The organism is Enterococcus sp. AMC1251 (assembly GCF_058216535.1).
In genome coordinates, this window is the sequence record NZ_CM177098.1 from 2295236 (window position 1) to 2314298 (window position 19063).

Sequence of the window (19063 nt, forward strand, 5' to 3'; positions counted from 1 at the left end):
CCAAAACTAAATGCCTTTGTCTCGGTCTATTCTATTAATTACGCTTTATTAGCAGAACCGAACCATTCGATACGTTGTTCAACTAATTCAGTAACAGCTTTTGTTCCAGGTGCTAATAATTTACGAGGGTCAAATCCTTTACCTTCAAGATCTTTGCCTTCTTCGATGTATTTACGAGTTGCTGCTGCAAATACCTCTTGACACTCAGTGTTAACGTTGATTTTAGAAACGCCCATTGAGATTGCTTTTTGAACTTGTTCTAAAGGAATACCTGATCCACCGTGTAATACTAATGGAATGTCACCAACAGCGTCAGCGATTTCTTGTAAGTGATCAAATGCTAAACCAGTCCAGTTATCTGGATATGAACCGTGGATGTTACCGATTCCGCACGCTAGGTAATCAATACCAGTCGCTACCATTTGTACACATTCTTGTACGTCAGCTAATTCGCCAGAACCAATGATTCCATCTTCTTCGCCGCCGATTGAACCAACTTCACATTCTACAGAAACGCCTTTAGCGTGTGCTTTAGCAACAACATCTTTGGCTTTTTCGATATTTTCCTCGAATGGTAAGTGAGATCCGTCAAACATTACTGAAGTATAGCCAATTTCGATACATTCTAGTGCATCTTCATATTCACCATGATCTAAGTGAAGAGCTACTGGTACAGTAATACCCATTGAATCGATTAAGTCTTTTACTAGATCGTAACATACTTGGTATCCGCCCATGTATTTAGCAGCACCCATAGAAGTTTGGATCAAAACTGGCGCTTTTTTAGCTTCTGCAGCTTCAAGAATCGCTTTTGTCCATTCTAGGTTGTTTGTGTTGAATCCTCCGACACCGTAGCCGCTTTTACGAGCAGCTTTAAGAAATTCAGTTCCTGATACTAATGGCATAATAAAATTCCTCCTAAGTTTTAAACAAACTTTATTTGTTAAGGATATCCTTAACTAACAGTTACATTTTAGCAGACTTTTTAGTACTTTTCTACTAAAATTGCCTTTTTCAGAAAACTTTTGTCCAACGTTTCACAAAACTATAGACACTTACTGCCTTTTGTCCCAAAAAAAGAGTAGACACTAGCTGATTAGCCTTGCCTCCACTCTATGTAACATTATAATGATAAACGTACCCACACAACCAAACTAGTGATTAAACTGATAAATCCTATTAATCCATATATAGTCCATCGCACTTGTTTTGGCAGCTTTGATTCATCTTTTTCCTCTATTAAGCTGCGATAAAAGAATAAACACAAAAGAAATCCTGGGATATTCAAGGTAAATAATTGCTGAACCAGATTATACTTCAAATAAAAACCTAATAGAGAATGACGACATTCACTAGAATTACCAATAATATACAAGCCAAAAAGCTGAAAAATTAACAGTAAAACCACAATACTTGTTAAAGTTAAATTAGGAAGGGTTGTAATCATAGTAACCAATGAGACATTTTTAACTGTGGCGAAAATCAAACTATACAACCCAAATAGCAGTGGAATCGTTAGCCAATAACCAAACAACAATCGCTTTATTTTGACTGGGTGAAAAAATATTGCCATCATGCTTCCTCCTCGAATTCTTCATTTAAATATGCAACATATTTTCTATAAATCAGGTCAACTAGCACACTTAATCCGATTAAAGATTGAGCAATATGTTCCTTTCCTGAGACCGCAAATGGCGTGGAATAATAAAAGTATGCGTATTGAGCGTGCTCCGCAAAAAAGTTATGAGAAAACGCAGTGATTGAAACCACTGGGACATTGCGCGCATTTAAAGATAAAATATTTTCTTTGATCTCATCAGTTTCTCCACTTAATGAAGCAAACATAACAATATCATCTTTTGTAATCATCGACATACTGATATCTAGTTCTGTTTTAACAGGGATTATAATAGAACGTTTATCACAAAGCATCAGCATCTTAGAAAACTCTTCGATCACTTTTCTTTGTGAATAACCAGTCGCATAACAATAAACGGTATTCGCTTTTTGAATTGCTTTACTTACCGAAGTAAAATTTGTTTGTTGTGCTAATTTAACTGTATTTTCAATATCTTTTGTTTGTAGTGCGATTAAATCGGTTCCCGTCGTGCCGATATTATTTTGCTTAGATTGCCGCATAAAATACTTAAACTCTGAATAGCCAGAAAAACCTAACTTTTTTGTTAAACGTAAAATCGATGATTTGGAACTATGGACTTTTTCACCTAATTCAACAATGCTTAGACGCATAACATCTTGTTCGTTTTCTAAAATATAACCTAAAATAGTCCAATCCATTTCACTTAATTGTTTTTGGTGTTTTTGCATCAATGTTTTTAAATTCATACTAGATCCCTCATTTCCTTAGTGTTCTTCCCTTAGTATAAAGGATGAAAAATCAAAACGATACTAAGGGAATCTTCTAAGAAAAACTATAGCAAACTATCTTTATGAAAGCTTAGGCCAAAACTCTCTATTTGCTTCTACTAAATCATCTAAAATCTCTTGTGCAATGCGGGCATTCGGAACTATTCTTGACAACATCAATGCTTGCCATAATTTTTGATAGGATCCTTCTGTCCATGCTTCAACTACTAATTTTTCAACAGCTACTTGTTGCTCCATCAAGCCTTTTTGGAAACGAGGAATTTTCCCTTGAACGATTGGTTCTGGACCATTACTTCCTACTATACACGGGACTTCAACCATTGCAGTGTCATCAAAATTAACAACAGCTCCTTGGTTTTCAACAATCAACAACATTCTTTCATGGGTGTTATAAGCGATTGCTCTTGCTAGATCAACGATGTAAGAAGCATGTTCATCAACTTCAAGTGTCGTTCCTTCCGCAGTTCCTGCTTTAGTAATACGGTTGCACTCGCCAAAAACATGTTTTTCGCGTCCAGCCATTACTTCATTCGCTCGTGTATATTCTGGATTCGCGTGCGCTACTTCATCTTGCGGGTAGAAATAATATTTCAAATACGTATTAGGTAATGTCGTTGGATCGACTGCATAAACCTCTTTAGCTTTAGCGAAAGTATGCATCCAACTTGCATCTGTATGTTGAGATTCCTCGACTTCTTCTTTCAAAGAATACCCATAATCTTTTACATGTTCTTTAATTTTTGGCATCAGATCATTGCCTTCTCTATCTCTAATATCCGTCCACCAGCCAAAATGATTCAAGCCGTAATATCGAACTACCATCTCTTTTCTGGAGTTTAGACCAACTGTTTTGGCCATTCGTTCTTCAATTCCAACTGGCATATCGCAAATATTAATAATTTTCGTTTGTGGACGTAATTTCCGAGTTGCTTCTGCTACGATAGCTGCTGGATTTGAATAATTTAACATCCAAGCTTCAGGTGAGTATTTTTCCATATAATCAATCAATTCTAACACACCGCCAATGGAGCGCATGCCGTAAGCGATCCCTCCTGGTCCACATGTTTCTTGTCCAATCACGCCATATTTTAAAGGTATTTTCTCATCCTTTTCACGCATAGCATAAAGACCAACCCGAATATGAGCCATTACAAAATCAACATCCGTGAATGCTGTTTTAGGATCCGTTGTTGCTAAAAATTGAATATCTGGTGCTTGTTCTTTAATGATAATTTTGCAAGCTTCTGCAATTTGTTTTTGTCTTTCCGGATTGTTGTCATAAAACTTGATTTGTCTAATTGGAAATTTTTCTAAGTTATCTAGTAACATTAAAACAATTCCTGGGGTAAACGTACTTCCTCCACCTGCAATTACAATCGAAAATTTTTTCATTTCTTATCCAGCTCCTTCATTTCTATTTACTTAATTTTCATTTCTTAACGCTAATAAGTTCTCAAATTGTTCTCTTACCTGTGGAACATCTAAGCCGACAATCACTTGAAACGCTGTACCATTTCTAACAACACCATGTGCGCCGCCTGCTTTGAATACACTGTCAGGCGAAACAATGCCTTTATCTTTTACAGTAATTCTCAAACGAGTCGCACAATTATTAACCTTTTCGATATTGTCACTGCCACCAAATGCTTCTAAATAAACAGCTGCTTGTTCTGTATACTGATTTGCTCCAGCAATCGCGACATCACCTAAAGTTCCAGCTTTTTTCGCTTCTTTATACTCTTTTTTACTATACAATTTGACTTCTTGATCTTCCTCTTCTCTTCCAGGTGTGGAAAAATTGAACCTCAAGATCAATGCCCGAAAGACAACAAAATAGAGCAACGTAAACGATAAACCAATAATCAATTGAGTAAAAATCATTCCTTTATGATTCGCAAATAATGGAATCCAATTTTTCGCCAATAAATCGATAAAACCACCGCCCATATCTCCAACAACACCGAAGAAATACATTGTCGCAGCCATTGTTGCCGCAAGCAACGCATGAAGAACAAATAACGGCGGTGCAACAAATAAGAAGGTAAATTCCAACGGTTCTGTAATTCCAGCTAAAACAGCAGTTAACGTTACAGGAATCAAAATTGCCAATACTTTTTTCCGCTTATCAGGTTTTGCAGTAAAGTAAAATGCTGCTGCGATTCCTGGAGAAGCAAATATTTTCGAGTTCCCATGCAACGCAAATCCCCCCTGTGGGAATAACTGCTTGATTGGGGTCGTTGTTTGAGCATACTCATTCAAATGCGCCATCCAATATTTAGTGATCCCATTTTCAACAACTGCTGGTCCAAAGACAAATGGTGTATAAATGAAATGATGCAATCCAGTAGGAATCAAAATTCTTTCTAAAAACGTGTATAACCAAACCCCGAAGGTTCCAGCACTTGCTAAGAAAGTCTGCATCGAACCGATACCCATTTGAATTTTCGGCCAAATCAGACAAATCAGAAAAGCAATCGGTAACATTGCAAAAAATCCTAAAATGGCAATCAAAGAAGAACCTTGAAAAATACCTAAAAAATCTGGCAGTTTTGTATCAAAATACCGATTATGCAACCAAACTACAATCGCTGAAATAAAAATAGCTCCAACAATACCTGTATCCAATGTTTTGATCCCTGCAATCAGTTTCATCCCGCTCTCACCACCAACTTCTTGGCGAAAATCAACGCCAAAGAACGAACCGAAATATTCTAACATACTGCTAATAAAATAATTACAAGTTAGATAAATGACAAAAGCTTCCATTGCCGCCCGAGCATTCGCTTTTTTAGCTAAGCCGATCGGTAAACCAATCACAAACAACAGTTCCATTTGATTAAAAACAGTCCAAGCCCCACTTTCCAAAACAGACCAGATACCATACCAAACCGTTCCTTCATTTGCAATATTTCCAACAATCATCGGATTTTTAAAAATAATAGCAAGCGCTACCATAATTCCCGAAAATGAAAATAGCAATACTGGGGTAAACATTGCTCCTCCAAATCGCTGTACTTTCTCCATCACTAGTAGAACACCCTCCTTCTTTTTATTTACTTTGCATATTAGTTATACCATCGTATGAATACGCTATCAATAGCTTAACAACCTTCTGGGAAGTCAATTGATGATAAGAGAAAAAGTGTCATCCTCTGGGAAATTTACCACAGTGGCTATCTGCTAAATAAAACTAAAAAAATTCATTAAAAATCTGATGAACGTCAGAATTCTTAATGAACTTAAAAGATTCGTTTTACTTTTTTTTTGTTTTACGCTTTTTCGCTTCTGGAAAACTCCCTGTACTTTTAAAAATCCGTTGCTCGTCTTCATTTGCAAATCGTCCTAACACAGAATGTGTCGGAATAATATTCATAAAAGCATTCTCATCAACTTCATAAACGATTTGCTCTAAATCATATAATTCATAACGCGTGATCACCATCATGATCATTCGTCCTTCCACACCAGAATAACCGCCCATAGATGGTAAAAGTGTCATACCTCGAATCATTTGTTTGGAAATTGCCTGTGTAACGACTTCTGGTTGAACTGTGACAATCATCGCAGTAATTTTTTGATGACTCGTATGAATTGTATCTACGACTTGAGTCATACAATAAATTGAAATAATCGTATACAACGCGCTTTCCCAATCAAAAACAACCCCCGCAATCGCCACAATAATTCCATTTAGCATAAACATATAATTGCCAACTGTCTTACCTGTTGTCTTTGATAAAACTAACGAAATGACATCCATGCCACCCGTTGTAAAGCCCATTTTAAGCGATAATCCTGCTCCAATTCCAATCAATACTCCTCCAGCAATTGCATTCATTAATGGATTAGTTGTGATTACCTCGATTGGAATCAAAATAGTTGTCAATGAAATCCATGCCACATTTAAAAAACTATAAATTGTTGATTCTTTTCCTAATTTCAAAAAACCTAAAAGAAAAATCGGAATATTTAATAATAAAATAAAAAGACCTGTATCTAGCGTAATGCCCAGATGTGTATACAATAATGTTGCAATAATTTGCGCAACACCATTCATACCAGCTGAAAAAACTTTTGCTGGTATCAAAAAAAAGTTCAAGCTGATCGCTACTAAAATACCAGTAACAAAAATAACAGCAAACTTCTTCAATATTTCACTTTTCTTGTATGAAATAACCCATTTGCTCACTCAAAAGCTCCCTCTCCCATTAAAATCCATCAACAGCCTTTCCAACTTTTATCTATTACGTCCTAGGATAAATTCCCTCGAATTAGAATAACAGGTCGTATAGAAAAAGAAAAGAAAAAAAGAGGAAAATTAGGATTATTTTAGTGTTCTACACCGACCTATCAATTGAATTTTGTTTTTGAACTCCTACTTTTCTCCCAAAAAAGCTTTTATACTTGTTTCTTCACTATTTAATGGTACTATAAAAGTAAGAAATAATGAGATGAGGGAATTGAATGGCTGCAAAAGAAGCAAGTTTTGATGTAACATCTGAACTGAATATGGAAGAAGTTAAAAACGCAATCCAAATTGCACTGAAAGAAATTAAAAATCGCTTTGACTTCAAAGGATCTATCGCGGATATAAAGCTAGAAAATAATAGATTAGTGGTGGTTGCTGAAGACGATTACAAAATCGAACAGGTAAAAGATGTCTTGTTCAGCAAGTTAGTCAAACGTGCGGTACCTATTAAAAATATCCACTTCTCAGAAAGTGAGAAAGCACTTGGCGGTTCTGCTCGTCAATATGGTGATTTGATCAGCGGAATCGATAAGGAAAATGCAAAAAAGATCAATGTTGCAGTTAAAAATTCCGGAATTAAAGTCAAATCTCAGATTCAAGAAGATCAAATAAGAGTCACCGGCAAAAGCCGTGATGATTTACAAAAAGTGATTACATTGCTTAGAAATTTAGATTTACCTGTAGAATTACAATTCACGAATTTCCGTTAAAATAAACGTATAACTAACTAGGAAAATTATTTTCTCAGCTAGTTAGTTATACGTTTTACTTTATTCTATTCACTCAAAAAATCAAATAATTCTCTAGGATCTTTCCCACTATTTAACCCTACGATCAATCGAATTCTAGCTTTAGGACCATTTAATCCTCTAGAAAAAATAATACCCATTTTCTTTAAATTAACGCCGCCACCTTCATAATCATAAATGTCTTCTGCAATTCCGTTAGAGCAACGAGAAACTAAAACAATCGGAATATTCCTATCTAATAGTCGCTCTAATGCAGGTAAAGTCTCGGGCGGAAGATTGCCTGCACCTAACGCTTCGATCACAAGCCCATCTGTTCTGTCATTATTTACCAAATCAAACAAACTGCCATCCATACCCGCATAAGCTTTAATCACATAAACCTCACCCATAACCTTTTGGATATCACAAATTTCTTGTGCACGTACCTCACTAGCGAAAAAAGTTCGTTCTTTAGCGATCATACCAATTGGACCAAATGTAGGTGTCCGAAATGTGGCAACGTTTGTCGTATGGGTTTTCGTTACGTAACGAGCAGTATGAATTTCATCATTCATCACAACCAACACACCTTTACCACGCGATTCATCTGAGCATGCAGTCCAGACTGCACTAATAAAATTATACAAACCATCTGTGCCAATCTCATTACTTGAGCGCATAGCACCTGTTAAAACGATAGGAATTTTATTTTCTAGCGTAATATCTAAAAAATAAGCCGTCTCTTCAAGCGTGTCTGTTCCATGTGAAATAACTACACCATCAATAGCTTCATTATGAGACCTCTTGATGCGTCGCTTTAATTCCAACATTCGTTCTACATTCATGTGAGGAGAAGGGATATTAAAGATTGGCTCTACAATTAACTTTACTTTTCCTTGCAATAATTCTTCCTGATTAAGCAAAGGATTCGTACTGTTTGTCGTTACATTTCCATCCGCTTCTTTTGACATCGAAATCGTGCCACCAGTATGTAGTACTAAGATTGTTTTCATTTTTAGTAGTCTCCCTATGCGTAGTTTTTAGATACACCAAACAACTTTCACCTCAAAAAAGAGCCGATATGTAAATCTTCGGCTTTTTAGAGTTCCTTTAAAAATACACACTAATCTCATAAATCAATTATTATTTTAGTATACCAGTAAGAGACATTTTTTCCTATCATCTTTTATCTAATCCAGTTGCCAAAATTGCTGTATAAGTTGTTTTGTTCGTTCGTGTGAATAAGATGTTTGAACTTGGTTCCAATGAGGCGGAAAAAAACGCTGAACACCAGCGGTTGAGAACCGTTGATCTAAAAGTAAGACAATTCCTTGATCCTTTGTATCTCTGATGACTCTGCCAGCCGCCTGCAACACTTTGTTCATCCCAGGAATTTGATACGCAAATTGAAATCCTTGATTTTTTTCTTGATCATAATATTCTTTAATCACTTCTTGTTCATGGGTGATTTGTGGCAAGCCTATACCAACAATTGCAGTGCCAATCAAGCGGCTGCCTTTTAAATCGATTCCTTCTGAAAAAATCCCTCCTAACACACAAAAACCAATCAATGTTTCTGTGGGTTCCAAAATAAAATCTACTAAGAAAGCTTCTCGTTCTGCTTCATTCATCATGCTAGTTTGGATTTTTGTTTTCACTTGGGGATTTTTTTGTCGGAACATTTCATAAATAATATCCATGTATGAATAAGACGGAAAGAAAACCAAATAATTTCCTTTCCTTTGCTGAATCATATTATTCAGACTTGCTATTATTTTTTCATAGCTATTTACACGCTCTTTATAAGTCGTCTGGATATACTTTTCGATTATCAGTAATTGATTTTCTTTTGGGAAAGGACTAGGAATTCGATACCGTAAGCTTCCCTTCCCACCACCTAGGATTTCCTGGTAATAATCCAATGGCGTTAAACTTGCTGAAAATAAAATGCTAGCTTTACTTTTGTCCAGTTTTTGTTGTAAAAGATAGCTCGGATCAATACAAAATTGTTTGACGATAATATCATGATTTTGACAATTCACGTATGTGCAATAACGATCATCGTATCCTTCACTAATTTTAGTATAATTCAGCAACTCAAAATGAACAGACAAGAGTTGATTTAGCTCAATATGATCTTGATTTTCTGGAAGCCATTCTTTGATTTTTTCAGCTAGTGAATAAGCTACTTTCACAAGAGAATCGATTGGAACGTTTTGGTGTAAAAACTCTTTTCCTTCCTCATCGCAGATTTCTTTGAGTTTATCAAATTCTTTTTCGATTTTATTGAGTGCCCGAATCAATTTTGTTTGTTTTTTATCAATTATTTGTTTCAACGCAGATATCTTAGTTTTAGATAAAACCGCTGAATACATTTCGCGAGAACGATTAACTAAATTATGAACCTCATCAACTAAGAAAATATCTTCTTTGACTTCTGTCTGTTCTTCAAAAAAACGTCTTAAATAAACAACTGGGTCAAATAAATAATTATAATCGCAAATCACTAAGTCACACCATAAACTAACATCGAGAGACAGCTCAAATGGACATAAGGTATGCTTACGAGCATAGGTTTCAATAATGTCGCGAGTAAACTGATTTTCATTGTTCAATAAATCCCATAAGCCTTTATTTAAACGATCATAATAACCACTAGCGAAAGGACAAGCTTCTGGAATACAGTTGCGTTCAATCAGAAAACAGATTTTATCTTTAGCTGTTAAGGTGACACTTTTTAGCTGCATATCTTTTTGTTTCATTGCCTCTATAGCATCTTCCGCTACTTGTCTAGTAATTGTTTTAGCGGTTAAATAAAATGCTCTTTCTGCTTGTTCTTCACCGATTGCCTTTAGTGTTGGAAACAATGTTGAAATCGTCTTCCCTGTTCCAGTCGGGGCTTCAACAAATAATTTTTGATCACTTAAAATCGTTTTATACACTGCAACAGATAATTCTCTTTGACCCGCTCGATAGTCACCATACGGAAAAGGTAATTTTTGCAAGGATTGATTTCGAATTTTGCGCCAATTGGCTTTAAAAATCAACCATTGTTCATATTTTTGTGTCAAGTCATCAAAGAATTGTTTTAGCTGTTCTTTGGTAAATTCTTTTTTTTGTCGGGTGATTTCTTCGGTTGTAGTTTGATAATAGGTCAATTGTAACGTGATTTCATTCAAATCTTCTTGCTGGCAATAAATATGTCCGTAGCACATCACTTGATACCAATACATGTCTATTTGTTCTTCTAACAATTCCGAGAATGCGGGTTCTGATGTTTTGATCTCATCGATCACAGTTCGTTTTTTTTCATCAATAAAAATGCCATCTGCACGACCTTCTATTATGTAATTTTGCTGATTCAATTCTATGTCTATAGCGAGTTTGATTTCTTTTTGATAACTTTCTCCAGCAGCTTTTTGGAGCATTCGATGAATCTTAGCACCTTCTAGCGCAGTGTGTTCGCTCATATGTCTGGAATCAATACTGCCTTTACGTAAGATAAACTCCACTAATCTGCGAACTGCGACTCTTTGTATATCTTGCATGTTCTATCCCACCTATCCTATTCTTATTATAGAACATACATTCGTAAAATAAAAGAGGAGAAAGAGTGTGAAACAAACATTCCTCTCCATATAAAAATTTGCAATCTTATTCAGTTAAGGCTCATCTATTTCTCAAGGTATTTCAAGTCGAATAATCACTATTTATTTTGACATACTCATAACTTAAATCACAACCAATCACTTCAAAACTTTCCTGTCCTTGATGTAGATCGACTGTTAAATAGATATCTTCATTTTTTTCGATGTAATCATTAATTTGATTAAGCGTATGTTTTTCTTCATTATTCGAAAAAATCGGATACGTTCCATAATAGATTTCTACTTTATTCTGATCAAAAATCAACCCTTCTGTTTTACCAAGAGCCATTGCAATACGTCCCCAATTAGGATCATGTCCAAATAAGGCAGTTTTTACTAAGGGGGAATTAATGATCGATTTTCCAGCGTTTTTTGCTTGTCTTTTATTTTCAGCATTTTTAACGGTAACAAACATCGTCTTCGTAGCGCCTTCAGCGTCTTTTACAACATCTAGCGCTAATTCTTTACATAATTGATTTAGCGCTATTTGCAATGATGTTTCTTCAACTTTATAATAACCGCTAGCCAAAAACGCAACGGTGTCGCTAGTACTGGTATCCGTATCGATACTAATTGTATTAAACGATTGATCGACTGACGTTTTCAACATTGGGTAAATCCCATCTTTCTCTATCTTTGCATCAGTCAAAATGTAAGCTAACATCGTCGCCATATTCGGCTCAATCATCCCTGAGCCTTTGACGATCCCTAAAATTGTAGCATCTCCAACTTTTAAACTACGAACTTTAATTCGTTGATCCGTTGTTAATATTGCATGAGCGAACTCTTCATAATTGTCTTTTAACTTAATCGTTTCTCTACCTAGGAACTCTTGAATGATATGAATGGGCAACTGTGGTCCAATCAAACCTGTTGAAGACGGGAGGATATTTTCCTTTTCAATTGTTAACTTATTTGATAGTTGTTCTAAGAGTTTATATTCATTTTCTCTACCTATTTCCCCTGTTGCTACATTAGCGATACCGCTTGTCACTACAACTGCTTGTAATTCTGCATTTTTTACGTGCTCTTTCCCGATTGGAATACATGCCCCACAAAAAGTATTCTGTGTAAATACAGCCGCAGCGTGACAGACTTTGTCAGCCACAATCAAACCAAAATCTTTTCTTTTTTTCTTTATACCTACATGTGTTCCATAAAATTTGAATCCCTTTGGCACTTCTTCATACACTTCCATCATTTACACCATCCTGTATCATTTGTATTTCTCTAATTTTATAAAAGTATAAATCAAACTGCCAGTCCAGTCAATGAATTTTTATTCTTTTATATAAATAAAAAAGAATTTTAATTCACTATTTACTTATTTTTGTATAACATTCGTATATATAGCGTAAAAAAATAGCACCTAGATTTTTCTAGGCACTGCTTTTTTTTATTTGAATTAATTATTTTTACCAAAGATACGCAAGAAAGCTAAGAATAAATTGATAAAATCAAGATACAATTGTAATGCCATAAATACAGCAATACCTGTTCCAGGCTGTCCTCCAGTTTGAGTATATAAGGTACGGATCTTCTGATTATCATAAGCTGTAATACCCGCAAAAATAACGACCATCAAAATTGAAATCAAATAATCAACTGGTCCACTTTTCAAAATAAAAGCATTTAGGAAGATTGCAATGATTAAACCAATCAAAGCACTATAAGCCGCATGACCCATCGCAGATAAATCTCTTTTAGTGAAAATACCTATCAAAGACATCCCTCCAAAAGTTGCTGCGGCACTAATAAATGCTGTTACAACAGTACCTTCTGTGTACATTGCCAGAGTAACTGCTAATGTAATTCCATTTAAAACGGAATAAAGGATAAAACCACCAATTGCCAGCGTTGGATTTTTCATCGCTTTGATCCCTAAAAAGACAACTAAAACAAGTTCAGCAATCCAAATACCATAAAATGCAAAAGGATATTTATACAAAAACAGCACGATTTCCATAAAAAATACATTTAAAACTAAATAAGATACCACTGCGCTAATGCCGATTCCCATCGCTAAAAACGCGTAAATTTTTGAATAAAACTTATTCAAGCCAACGTTGGCTATTGCTCCGTTATTCATCTATTTCTCCTTCTTTCTGTTGCAAATCTGCTAGTGTGACTTGAGGTGGTTGAACCATTACGACTGCATCAAGCACTCGGTCTTCTTCTTCATTGACAGCTTCAATCGAAATCGTCACAACATCTTTCATTTTGTCTATCTTAATCACTTCAAACTTAAACGTCAGTGTTTCATAATGATACACTGGTTCAACAAAGTTCACGGAAAAATTAACCACGTGAGATCCTGGTCCAGGCAAGTGCTTTGAAATTGCACTAGTAATGATTCCCATCAACATAATTGATGGTACGATAGGGTTGCCATATTCTGTTTTTTGAGCATAATCATGTTGGATATATAAAGGATTAGCATCGTTGGTCAAACCCAAATAAAGAAGTAACTCTTTATCTTCGATCGATTCGGTTAAAGACAACGAATCGCCTTCCTCAATATCTTCGATGGTTTTGCCCAATTTTCTCGGTTTTCCGATATTCAAATTAGTACACCTCCACTAATGATAAGATAATTGTACCAAAATGACGATAAAAGGCAAGTTAAAAAGAAGAGGCTTCAACAAATCATAGGAATATGCTTCAAACCTCCTTCTTTTAAATTTTGTATTATTTACACTACAAAACACTTCTAGTCGTATTACTTAATAATGTTTCATAAGCTTGTTCGAATTTTTGAACATCCCCTGCACCCATGAAGACCATCACAGCATTTTCGTGATCTAAAAGCGGAGATACATTATCTTCTTTGATGACTTGTCCGCCTTTTTGAATTTTATTTCCTAGATCTTCAATTTTCACATCTCCCTGTTGTTCTCTAGCAGAACCAAAAATATCACAAAGATAAACAGCATCCGCCAAATCTAATGCTTCAGCAAAATCATCCATCAACGCAATCGTACGTGTGAATGTATGCGGCTGAAATACAGCAATGATTTCTTTATCAGGATATTTTTGACGTGCGCCATCAATTGTTGCAATAATTTCCGTTGGATGATGCGCATAGTCATCGACGATGATCATATCAGAAACTTTTTTCTCAGTAAAGCGACGTTTTACTCCTTCAAAAGTCAGCATCTCTTTAGCTACTTTTTCCATATCCAACTCTTCAAAATAAGCAACTGCAATCACACTTAAAGCATTCATGATATTGTGCTGACCAAACGCCGGCAAAACAAAGTGCCCAACAAAATCTTCATTATGATAAACGTCAAAAGAAGAGCCTTGTGTTGTCCGTTTGATATTTTTCGCTTGAATATCATCGTCATCCGCCAAACCATAATAATAAATTGGTACATCTGTTTTTAGCTTTCGTAAATATTTATCATCACCATAAGCAAAAATCCCTTTTTTCACTTGATTAGCCATAACTTGAAAAGCAGAAAATACATCTTCAATGCTCTTAAAATAATCTGGATGATCAAAATCAATATTTGTCATAATCGCATAGTCTGGAGAATAAGCTAAGAAATGACGGCGATACTCACAAGCCTCAAAGGCAAAAAATTCAGCATTTGGATCACCATGACCTGTCCCATCACCAATCAAATAACTTGTTGGAGCGATTCCTGTCAAAACGTGAGAAAGTAGACCTGTCGTACTTGTTTTTCCATGAGAACCAGTCACAGCAACACTTGTGTAAGGCTGGATAAAACGTCCAATAAAATCATGATAACGAATAATTTCGGCTCCCAATTCCTTCGCGCGCACCAATTCTTCATGTGTATCTGGAAATGCATTCCCTGCAATAATGATCATGTCTCTATTAATATTATCCGCATTAAACGGTAAAATCGTAATACCTACTTTTTCTAAATCACGTTGAGTGAAAAAATATTCATCTACATCAGATCCCTGTACTTGATAACCTTTTTCAAATAATACAAGCGCCAACGAACTCATTCCAGAACCTTTGATTCCAACAAAATGATGTAATTTATTTTCTTGATTGCTCATCTTAATCCTCTTCTCTTAAAATCTATATAAAACGTAGCTTTTTTAAATATTTTTCAGATATACGCAACTTATTATCATATAAAATCGGGAAATAATCAACTAAAAAAATAGCTAATTCGTTACGTCAAATTTGTAAAAACTTTCTGTTGTAGCTTGTTACTTCATGTAACTTAAAATATATTTAATTCACCTTGGATTTCGCATCATTAAATCATTTTTCTCCGCTTTGTTTACAGTAAAAAGCTGAGACAAAAAGCCATTTGGTTTTTGTCTCAGATATTTTTTTCACTTAAAATACTTACTATTTTCTAGTTCCATGCTTGAATCTTCGATAATACCACTTAAAGATTTATCTAAGATACCTCTTTTTTTTTCTTGTTCTGATTCAGCTACTTTTTGACCGTAAGCTGTTTGGCTTTTAGCTTTTTCTTTCGCTGTTTTCAATTCCTTTCGAGAGCGAGGCAATGTGTGACTGATGTCTTCTTCTTTACCAAATCTTTCCATATCAGGTTTAATTTGTTGGTATTGACGTCTCGTTACAGGAATTTCAGGTGAGCCTTTAGGGATATTAAATTTCTGAACAGTTGCATCTTCATCCCCTTTCACTTGAAACGCTGTCGGTTCATCGTCAAAAAGCAGATAAGAATTTTGATCTTTTTTCATTGCTTCTATTAATTCTTGCTCTGTCAAAGAGGGCGCCTTTTCTTCTGGAATAACAGAAGCTGGAATATACTTCGGTACAAAATATGAACGGGTATCATACGTAAAATCTTTTGAGAACGCCGCGTTATTTTTTTTAGAAGATTGTTGCGAACCAAAACCGTAAGTACTTCTTTTTGGCATATTGCCAAAGAGATTACTTTTTTGCTTTGGTGAAGTTGTTTTATTATGAGTCATCGTATAATTTGGCAGATTAGATTTATGACGAGCTAATTCTGCGACTTGTTCTTGGCTATGAGAAACATGTTGATTATTAGTTTGAGTTGGTTGTTTCTGTTGCGCTTTTTGTACACTTATTGGATCTATTACTGGAGCACTGTTCTGCGATTGCAGTTCCGCTCCTGCTTTATTGATTGGTTCTTCTTGAAACAATGTTCGCTTATTTTCAGAAACTAATTTCACGCCTAATTCATCGTCATACGCTGGAAAACGGAAATGTTTTCTTTTGATTTGAGTTGGGTTTTCCATTCGAGTCATTCCTTTATTATACTTTCTGTCAATTCTACCACAAAATAGTAGAATTCTAAACAAATTACGTTACATTTCTTTTTTCTAGACGCCATTTTACATGAACATTTCAGTTTCTATAAAAACTAGTCGCTGAAAAGAAGTACAAAGACTCTTTCAACGACTAACTGAATAGTGTTTTTAAGGGTAAATCCGGTTTAATAAGCGTGGGAAGGGGCTTGCTTCACGAACATGCTCAATGCCAGCTAACCAAGTTACCGTACGCTCTAACCCTAAACCAAAACCAGAATGTGGAACAGAACCATAACGACGCAAATCTAGATACCAAGAATATTCTTTTTCGTCTAGATTATGGTTACGAATTTGTTCTAATAAGTAATCATGGTCGATCGCTCTTTCAGAACCACCAATAATTTCGCCATATCCTTCTGGAGCAATCATATCTGCACAAATTACAACATCATCGCGAGTAGGATGTGGTTTCATGTAGAAAGCCTTGATCGCTTTTGGATAGTTTAAAATAAAGACTGGACGGTCAAATGAGTTAGCAATAAATGTTTCATGGGGTGAACCAAAATCATCGCCCCACTCAATATCATCAAACCCATTTTTCTTCAATAACTCAACTGCTTCATCATATGAAATACGCGGGAATGGTAATTGCGTGTATTTTTTCAAGACTTCTCTGTCGCGTTCTAAAATATCTAAAGCATGATCGCAATTGTCTAATACGCTTTGAACTAGAAACGCTACGTATTGCTCTTGTACTTCTAAACTTTCTTCTTGATGCATAAATGCCATTTCAGGTTCGATCATCCAAAACTCGATCAAGTGACGACGCGTTTTGGATTTTTCTGCTCTAAACGTCGGTCCAAATGAGAAGACTTTACCAAATGCAAGAGCTGCTGCTTCCATATACAACTGTCCACTCTGAGAAAGATATGCTTTTTGATCAAAATAGTTTGTTTCAAACAAATCAGTTGTTCCTTCAGCTGTACTTGCAGTTAGAATCGGAGGATCGATTTTAACAAAGTTATTATTGTTAAAGAATTCATACGTTGCACGAATAATTTCATTACGAATTTGCATAATTGCATGTTGACGTGAAGAACGCAACCACAAGTGACGATGATCCATCAAAAAATCTGTGCCATGCTCTTTTGGTGTAATCGGATAATCGTGGCTTTCACCAATTACTTCGATCCCTGTTACACCAATCTCATAACCAAATTTTGAACGGCTATCTTCTCTGATTTCTCCAGTAATCCAAACCGAAGTTTCTTGTGTTAGACTTTTTGCTAACTGAAAGACTTCTTCTGGAACTTCACTTTTTACCACAATTCCTTGAAAATAAGCTGTTCCATCACGTAATTGTAGAAACGCAATTTTTCCACTTGAACGTTTGTTAGCGATCCAAGCCCCTATCTTTACTGTTTCCCCTACGTGATTCTTTGAATCGATAATTTGAATTTGTTCCACGATCGTCTCTCCATTCATTTATTCTTTTACCTATCCCGAATTAAGTATTTTATTTAGTTGATTTTTGCTCAATAAATGCTTTGATGCGTTTGATTGCTTCTCTTAATGTACCTAAATCCGTTGCATAGCTAATTCGAACATGTTCTGGCGCTCCAAATCCAGCTCCTGTAACAAGAGCAACTTGCGCTTCAGCTAGCAAATCGTCAACCCACTTAGTGACATCTGTATAACCGCACATTATCATGGTTTCTTTGATATTTGGAAAAAGATAAAATGCTCCCTGCGGTTTTTCCAATTTGAATCCAGGTAATTCAGCGAACAGTGGATAAATCTCATTTAAACGCGCTTGAAACGCTTGTCTCATGATTCCGACTGTATCTTGTTCACCAATCAATGCTTCGATTGCTGCGTATTGGCTGACAGCTGTTGGATTGCTAGTTGATTGTGACGCAATATCATTCATTGCTGAGATGATCGTTTCATCTCCAACCGCATAACCAATACGCCAGCCTGTCATCGCATAGCTTTTAGAAACCCCATTGATAATAATCGTTTGTTTCTGGATTGCTTCAGACAAAGTGGCAATTGGTGTAAAGGTGGCCCCATTATAAACCAATCTGCCGTATATATCATCCGATACGATCAAGATATCATTAAGAACAGCCCACTCACCAATTTCACGTAATTCTGCTTCGGAATAGATCATTCCTGTTGGATTAGAAGGTGAATTTAAAATCAATAATTTCGTTTTGTCTGTTCTAGCTTCTTCTAATTGCGCCACGGTTACTTTAAATTCTTTTTCCTGAGTACATGAGATAAAGACTGGCACGCCCTCTGCTAATTTCACTTGTTCTCCGTAACTTACCCAGTATGGTACTGGAATAATCACTTCGTCATTTGGATTCAATACCGCTTGAAAAAGGAGATACAACGCAAATTTTGCGCCATCTGTAACAATCACATTTTTTGCCTGATAGCTCAGATGATAGTGTGTTTCAATATATTTTACAACTGCTTCTCGCAATTCCTTGATCCCGGCAGAAGGCGTGTAATAACTTGCTTTCCCACTTTCGATGGCTTGAATTGCTGCCTGCTGAATATTTTTAGGTGTAGTAAAATCTGGCTCACCTACTGTTAAGCTTAGAACGTCTTTGCCTTCCGCTTTCAGGGCATTGGCTTTAGCAGCGGCCGCTAGCGTAACAGAGGGTTCTAATTTTCGTGCACGTCTTGATATATCCATATTATCGCTCCATTCATTTTTTCAAAAGCCGAATTAAACGGATTCAGCGCCAATACATCTACTGATTTCCTTCCACCGTTTATCTTGCTTCGTCCAATAAACCATTATG

Annotated in this window: 16 protein-coding genes; 1 reads left to right on the top strand and 15 read right to left on the bottom strand. The window is 35.8% G+C overall.

All coding sequences use genetic code 11. The annotated features are described in order from the left end of the window. Positions 1-38: 38 nt before the first annotated feature. The 6 genes from AC4BBR_RS10845 to AC4BBR_RS10870 form a co-directional block, all read right to left on the bottom strand. Positions 39-905 (bottom strand): class II fructose-bisphosphate aldolase, encoded by an 867-nt coding sequence (locus AC4BBR_RS10845; RefSeq protein ID WP_086346816.1) that lies wholly within the window; start codon positions 903-905, stop codon positions 39-41. 218 nt (positions 906-1123) lie between these two features. Next, entirely contained in the window at positions 1124-1573 is a 450-nt protein-coding gene (locus AC4BBR_RS10850) for a hypothetical protein (RefSeq protein ID WP_490459556.1), read from the bottom strand. After that, positions 1573-2346 carry a MurR/RpiR family transcriptional regulator gene (locus AC4BBR_RS10855; protein WP_490459557.1) on the bottom strand — a complete coding sequence of 258 codons (774 nt, stop codon included), beginning with the start codon at positions 2344-2346 and terminating at the stop codon, positions 1573-1575. The genes AC4BBR_RS10850 and AC4BBR_RS10855 overlap by 1 nt, the downstream gene beginning before the upstream one ends. Before the next feature lie 102 nt (positions 2347-2448). Continuing rightward, positions 2449-3780: a 6-phospho-alpha-glucosidase gene (locus tag AC4BBR_RS10860; protein WP_490459558.1), complete on the bottom strand. Its 1332-nt coding sequence runs from the start codon at positions 3778-3780 to the stop codon at positions 2449-2451. Positions 3781-3810: 30 nt separating this feature from the next. Then, complete coding sequence (locus AC4BBR_RS10865; RefSeq protein ID WP_490459559.1) at positions 3811-5415, bottom strand: alpha-glucoside-specific PTS transporter subunit IIBC; 1605 nt, start codon at positions 5413-5415, stop codon at positions 3811-3813. A gap of 226 nt (positions 5416-5641) precedes the next feature. Beyond that, entirely contained in the window at positions 5642-6577 is a 936-nt protein-coding gene (locus AC4BBR_RS10870) for a YitT family protein (RefSeq protein ID WP_490459560.1), read from the bottom strand. A gap of 275 nt (positions 6578-6852) precedes the next feature. Here AC4BBR_RS10870 and AC4BBR_RS10875 point away from each other — a divergent pair, with 275 nt between their 5' ends. Beyond that, positions 6853-7347 carry a YajQ family cyclic di-GMP-binding protein gene (locus tag AC4BBR_RS10875; protein WP_490459561.1) on the top strand — a complete coding sequence of 165 codons (495 nt, stop codon included), beginning with the start codon at positions 6853-6855 and terminating at the stop codon, positions 7345-7347. Positions 7348-7412: 65 nt separating this feature from the next. On the opposite strand, the gene AC4BBR_RS10880 is transcribed toward AC4BBR_RS10875, so the two are convergent. From AC4BBR_RS10880 to AC4BBR_RS10920, 9 genes are all read right to left on the bottom strand, one after another. Next, positions 7413-8378, bottom strand: a complete 966-nt coding sequence (locus AC4BBR_RS10880; protein WP_490459562.1) for an asparaginase — start codon at positions 8376-8378, stop codon at positions 7413-7415. 177 nt (positions 8379-8555) lie between these two features. Continuing rightward, positions 8556-10913, bottom strand: coding sequence for an ATP-dependent DNA helicase (locus AC4BBR_RS10885; RefSeq protein ID WP_490459563.1), 2358 nt, complete (start codon positions 10911-10913; stop codon positions 8556-8558). A gap of 142 nt (positions 10914-11055) precedes the next feature. Beyond that, positions 11056-12213 (bottom strand): bifunctional glutamate N-acetyltransferase/amino-acid acetyltransferase ArgJ, encoded by a 1158-nt coding sequence (gene argJ / locus AC4BBR_RS10890; protein WP_490459564.1) that lies wholly within the window; start codon positions 12211-12213, stop codon positions 11056-11058. A 204-nt stretch (positions 12214-12417) separates the two neighbouring features. Next, on the bottom strand, positions 12418-13101 hold the full coding sequence (locus tag AC4BBR_RS10895; protein WP_490459565.1) for a Bax inhibitor-1/YccA family protein: 684 nt from the start codon (positions 13099-13101) through the stop codon (positions 12418-12420). After that, positions 13094-13576 carry a MaoC family dehydratase gene (locus AC4BBR_RS10900; protein ID WP_490459566.1) on the bottom strand — a complete coding sequence of 161 codons (483 nt, stop codon included), beginning with the start codon at positions 13574-13576 and terminating at the stop codon, positions 13094-13096. The genes AC4BBR_RS10895 and AC4BBR_RS10900 overlap by 8 nt, the downstream gene beginning before the upstream one ends. Before the next feature lie 133 nt (positions 13577-13709). Beyond that, positions 13710-15047 carry a UDP-N-acetylmuramate--L-alanine ligase gene (gene murC / locus AC4BBR_RS10905; RefSeq protein ID WP_490459567.1) on the bottom strand — a complete coding sequence of 446 codons (1338 nt, stop codon included), beginning with the start codon at positions 15045-15047 and terminating at the stop codon, positions 13710-13712. A 285-nt stretch (positions 15048-15332) separates the two neighbouring features. Further along, a complete protein-coding gene (locus AC4BBR_RS10910) occupies positions 15333-16235 on the bottom strand; it encodes a hypothetical protein (protein ID WP_490459568.1) in 903 nt (300 codons plus the stop codon). Between the two features lie 180 nt (positions 16236-16415). Beyond that, entirely contained in the window at positions 16416-17714 is a 1299-nt protein-coding gene (gene asnS / locus AC4BBR_RS10915; RefSeq protein WP_490459569.1) for an asparagine--tRNA ligase, read from the bottom strand. 49 nt (positions 17715-17763) lie between these two features. Beyond that, entirely contained in the window at positions 17764-18954 is a 1191-nt protein-coding gene (locus AC4BBR_RS10920) for a pyridoxal phosphate-dependent aminotransferase (protein WP_490459570.1), read from the bottom strand. Between the last annotated feature and the right edge of the window lie 109 nt (positions 18955-19063).

Bases quoted from the DNA above. Each gene is read 5' to 3' on its own strand.
- AC4BBR_RS10850 (WP_490459556.1), bottom strand. From the start codon at position 1,573: ATGGCAATATTTTTTCACCCAGTCAAAATAAAGCGATTGTTGTTTGGT.
- AC4BBR_RS10920 (WP_490459570.1), bottom strand. From the start codon at position 18,954: ATGGATATATCAAGACGTGCACGAAAATTAGAACCCTCTGTTACGCTA.
- AC4BBR_RS10855 (WP_490459557.1), bottom strand. From the start codon at position 2,346: ATGAATTTAAAAACATTGATGCAAAAACACCAAAAACAATTAAGTGAA.
- AC4BBR_RS10895 (WP_490459565.1), bottom strand. From the start codon at position 13,101: ATGAATAACGGAGCAATAGCCAACGTTGGCTTGAATAAGTTTTATTCA.
- murC (WP_490459567.1), bottom strand. From the start codon at position 15,047: ATGAGCAATCAAGAAAATAAATTACATCATTTTGTTGGAATCAAAGGT.
- AC4BBR_RS10885 (WP_490459563.1), bottom strand. From the start codon at position 10,913: ATGCAAGATATACAAAGAGTCGCAGTTCGCAGATTAGTGGAGTTTATC.
- argJ (WP_490459564.1), bottom strand. From the start codon at position 12,213: ATGATGGAAGTGTATGAAGAAGTGCCAAAGGGATTCAAATTTTATGGA.
- AC4BBR_RS10880 (WP_490459562.1), bottom strand. From the start codon at position 8,378: ATGAAAACAATCTTAGTACTACATACTGGTGGCACGATTTCGATGTCA.
- AC4BBR_RS10845 (WP_086346816.1), bottom strand. From the start codon at position 905: ATGCCATTAGTATCAGGAACTGAATTTCTTAAAGCTGCTCGTAAAAGC.
- AC4BBR_RS10875 (WP_490459561.1), top strand. From the start codon at position 6,853: ATGGCTGCAAAAGAAGCAAGTTTTGATGTAACATCTGAACTGAATATG.
- AC4BBR_RS10910 (WP_490459568.1), bottom strand. From the start codon at position 16,235: ATGGAAAACCCAACTCAAATCAAAAGAAAACATTTCCGTTTTCCAGCG.
- AC4BBR_RS10860 (WP_490459558.1), bottom strand. From the start codon at position 3,780: ATGAAAAAATTTTCGATTGTAATTGCAGGTGGAGGAAGTACGTTTACC.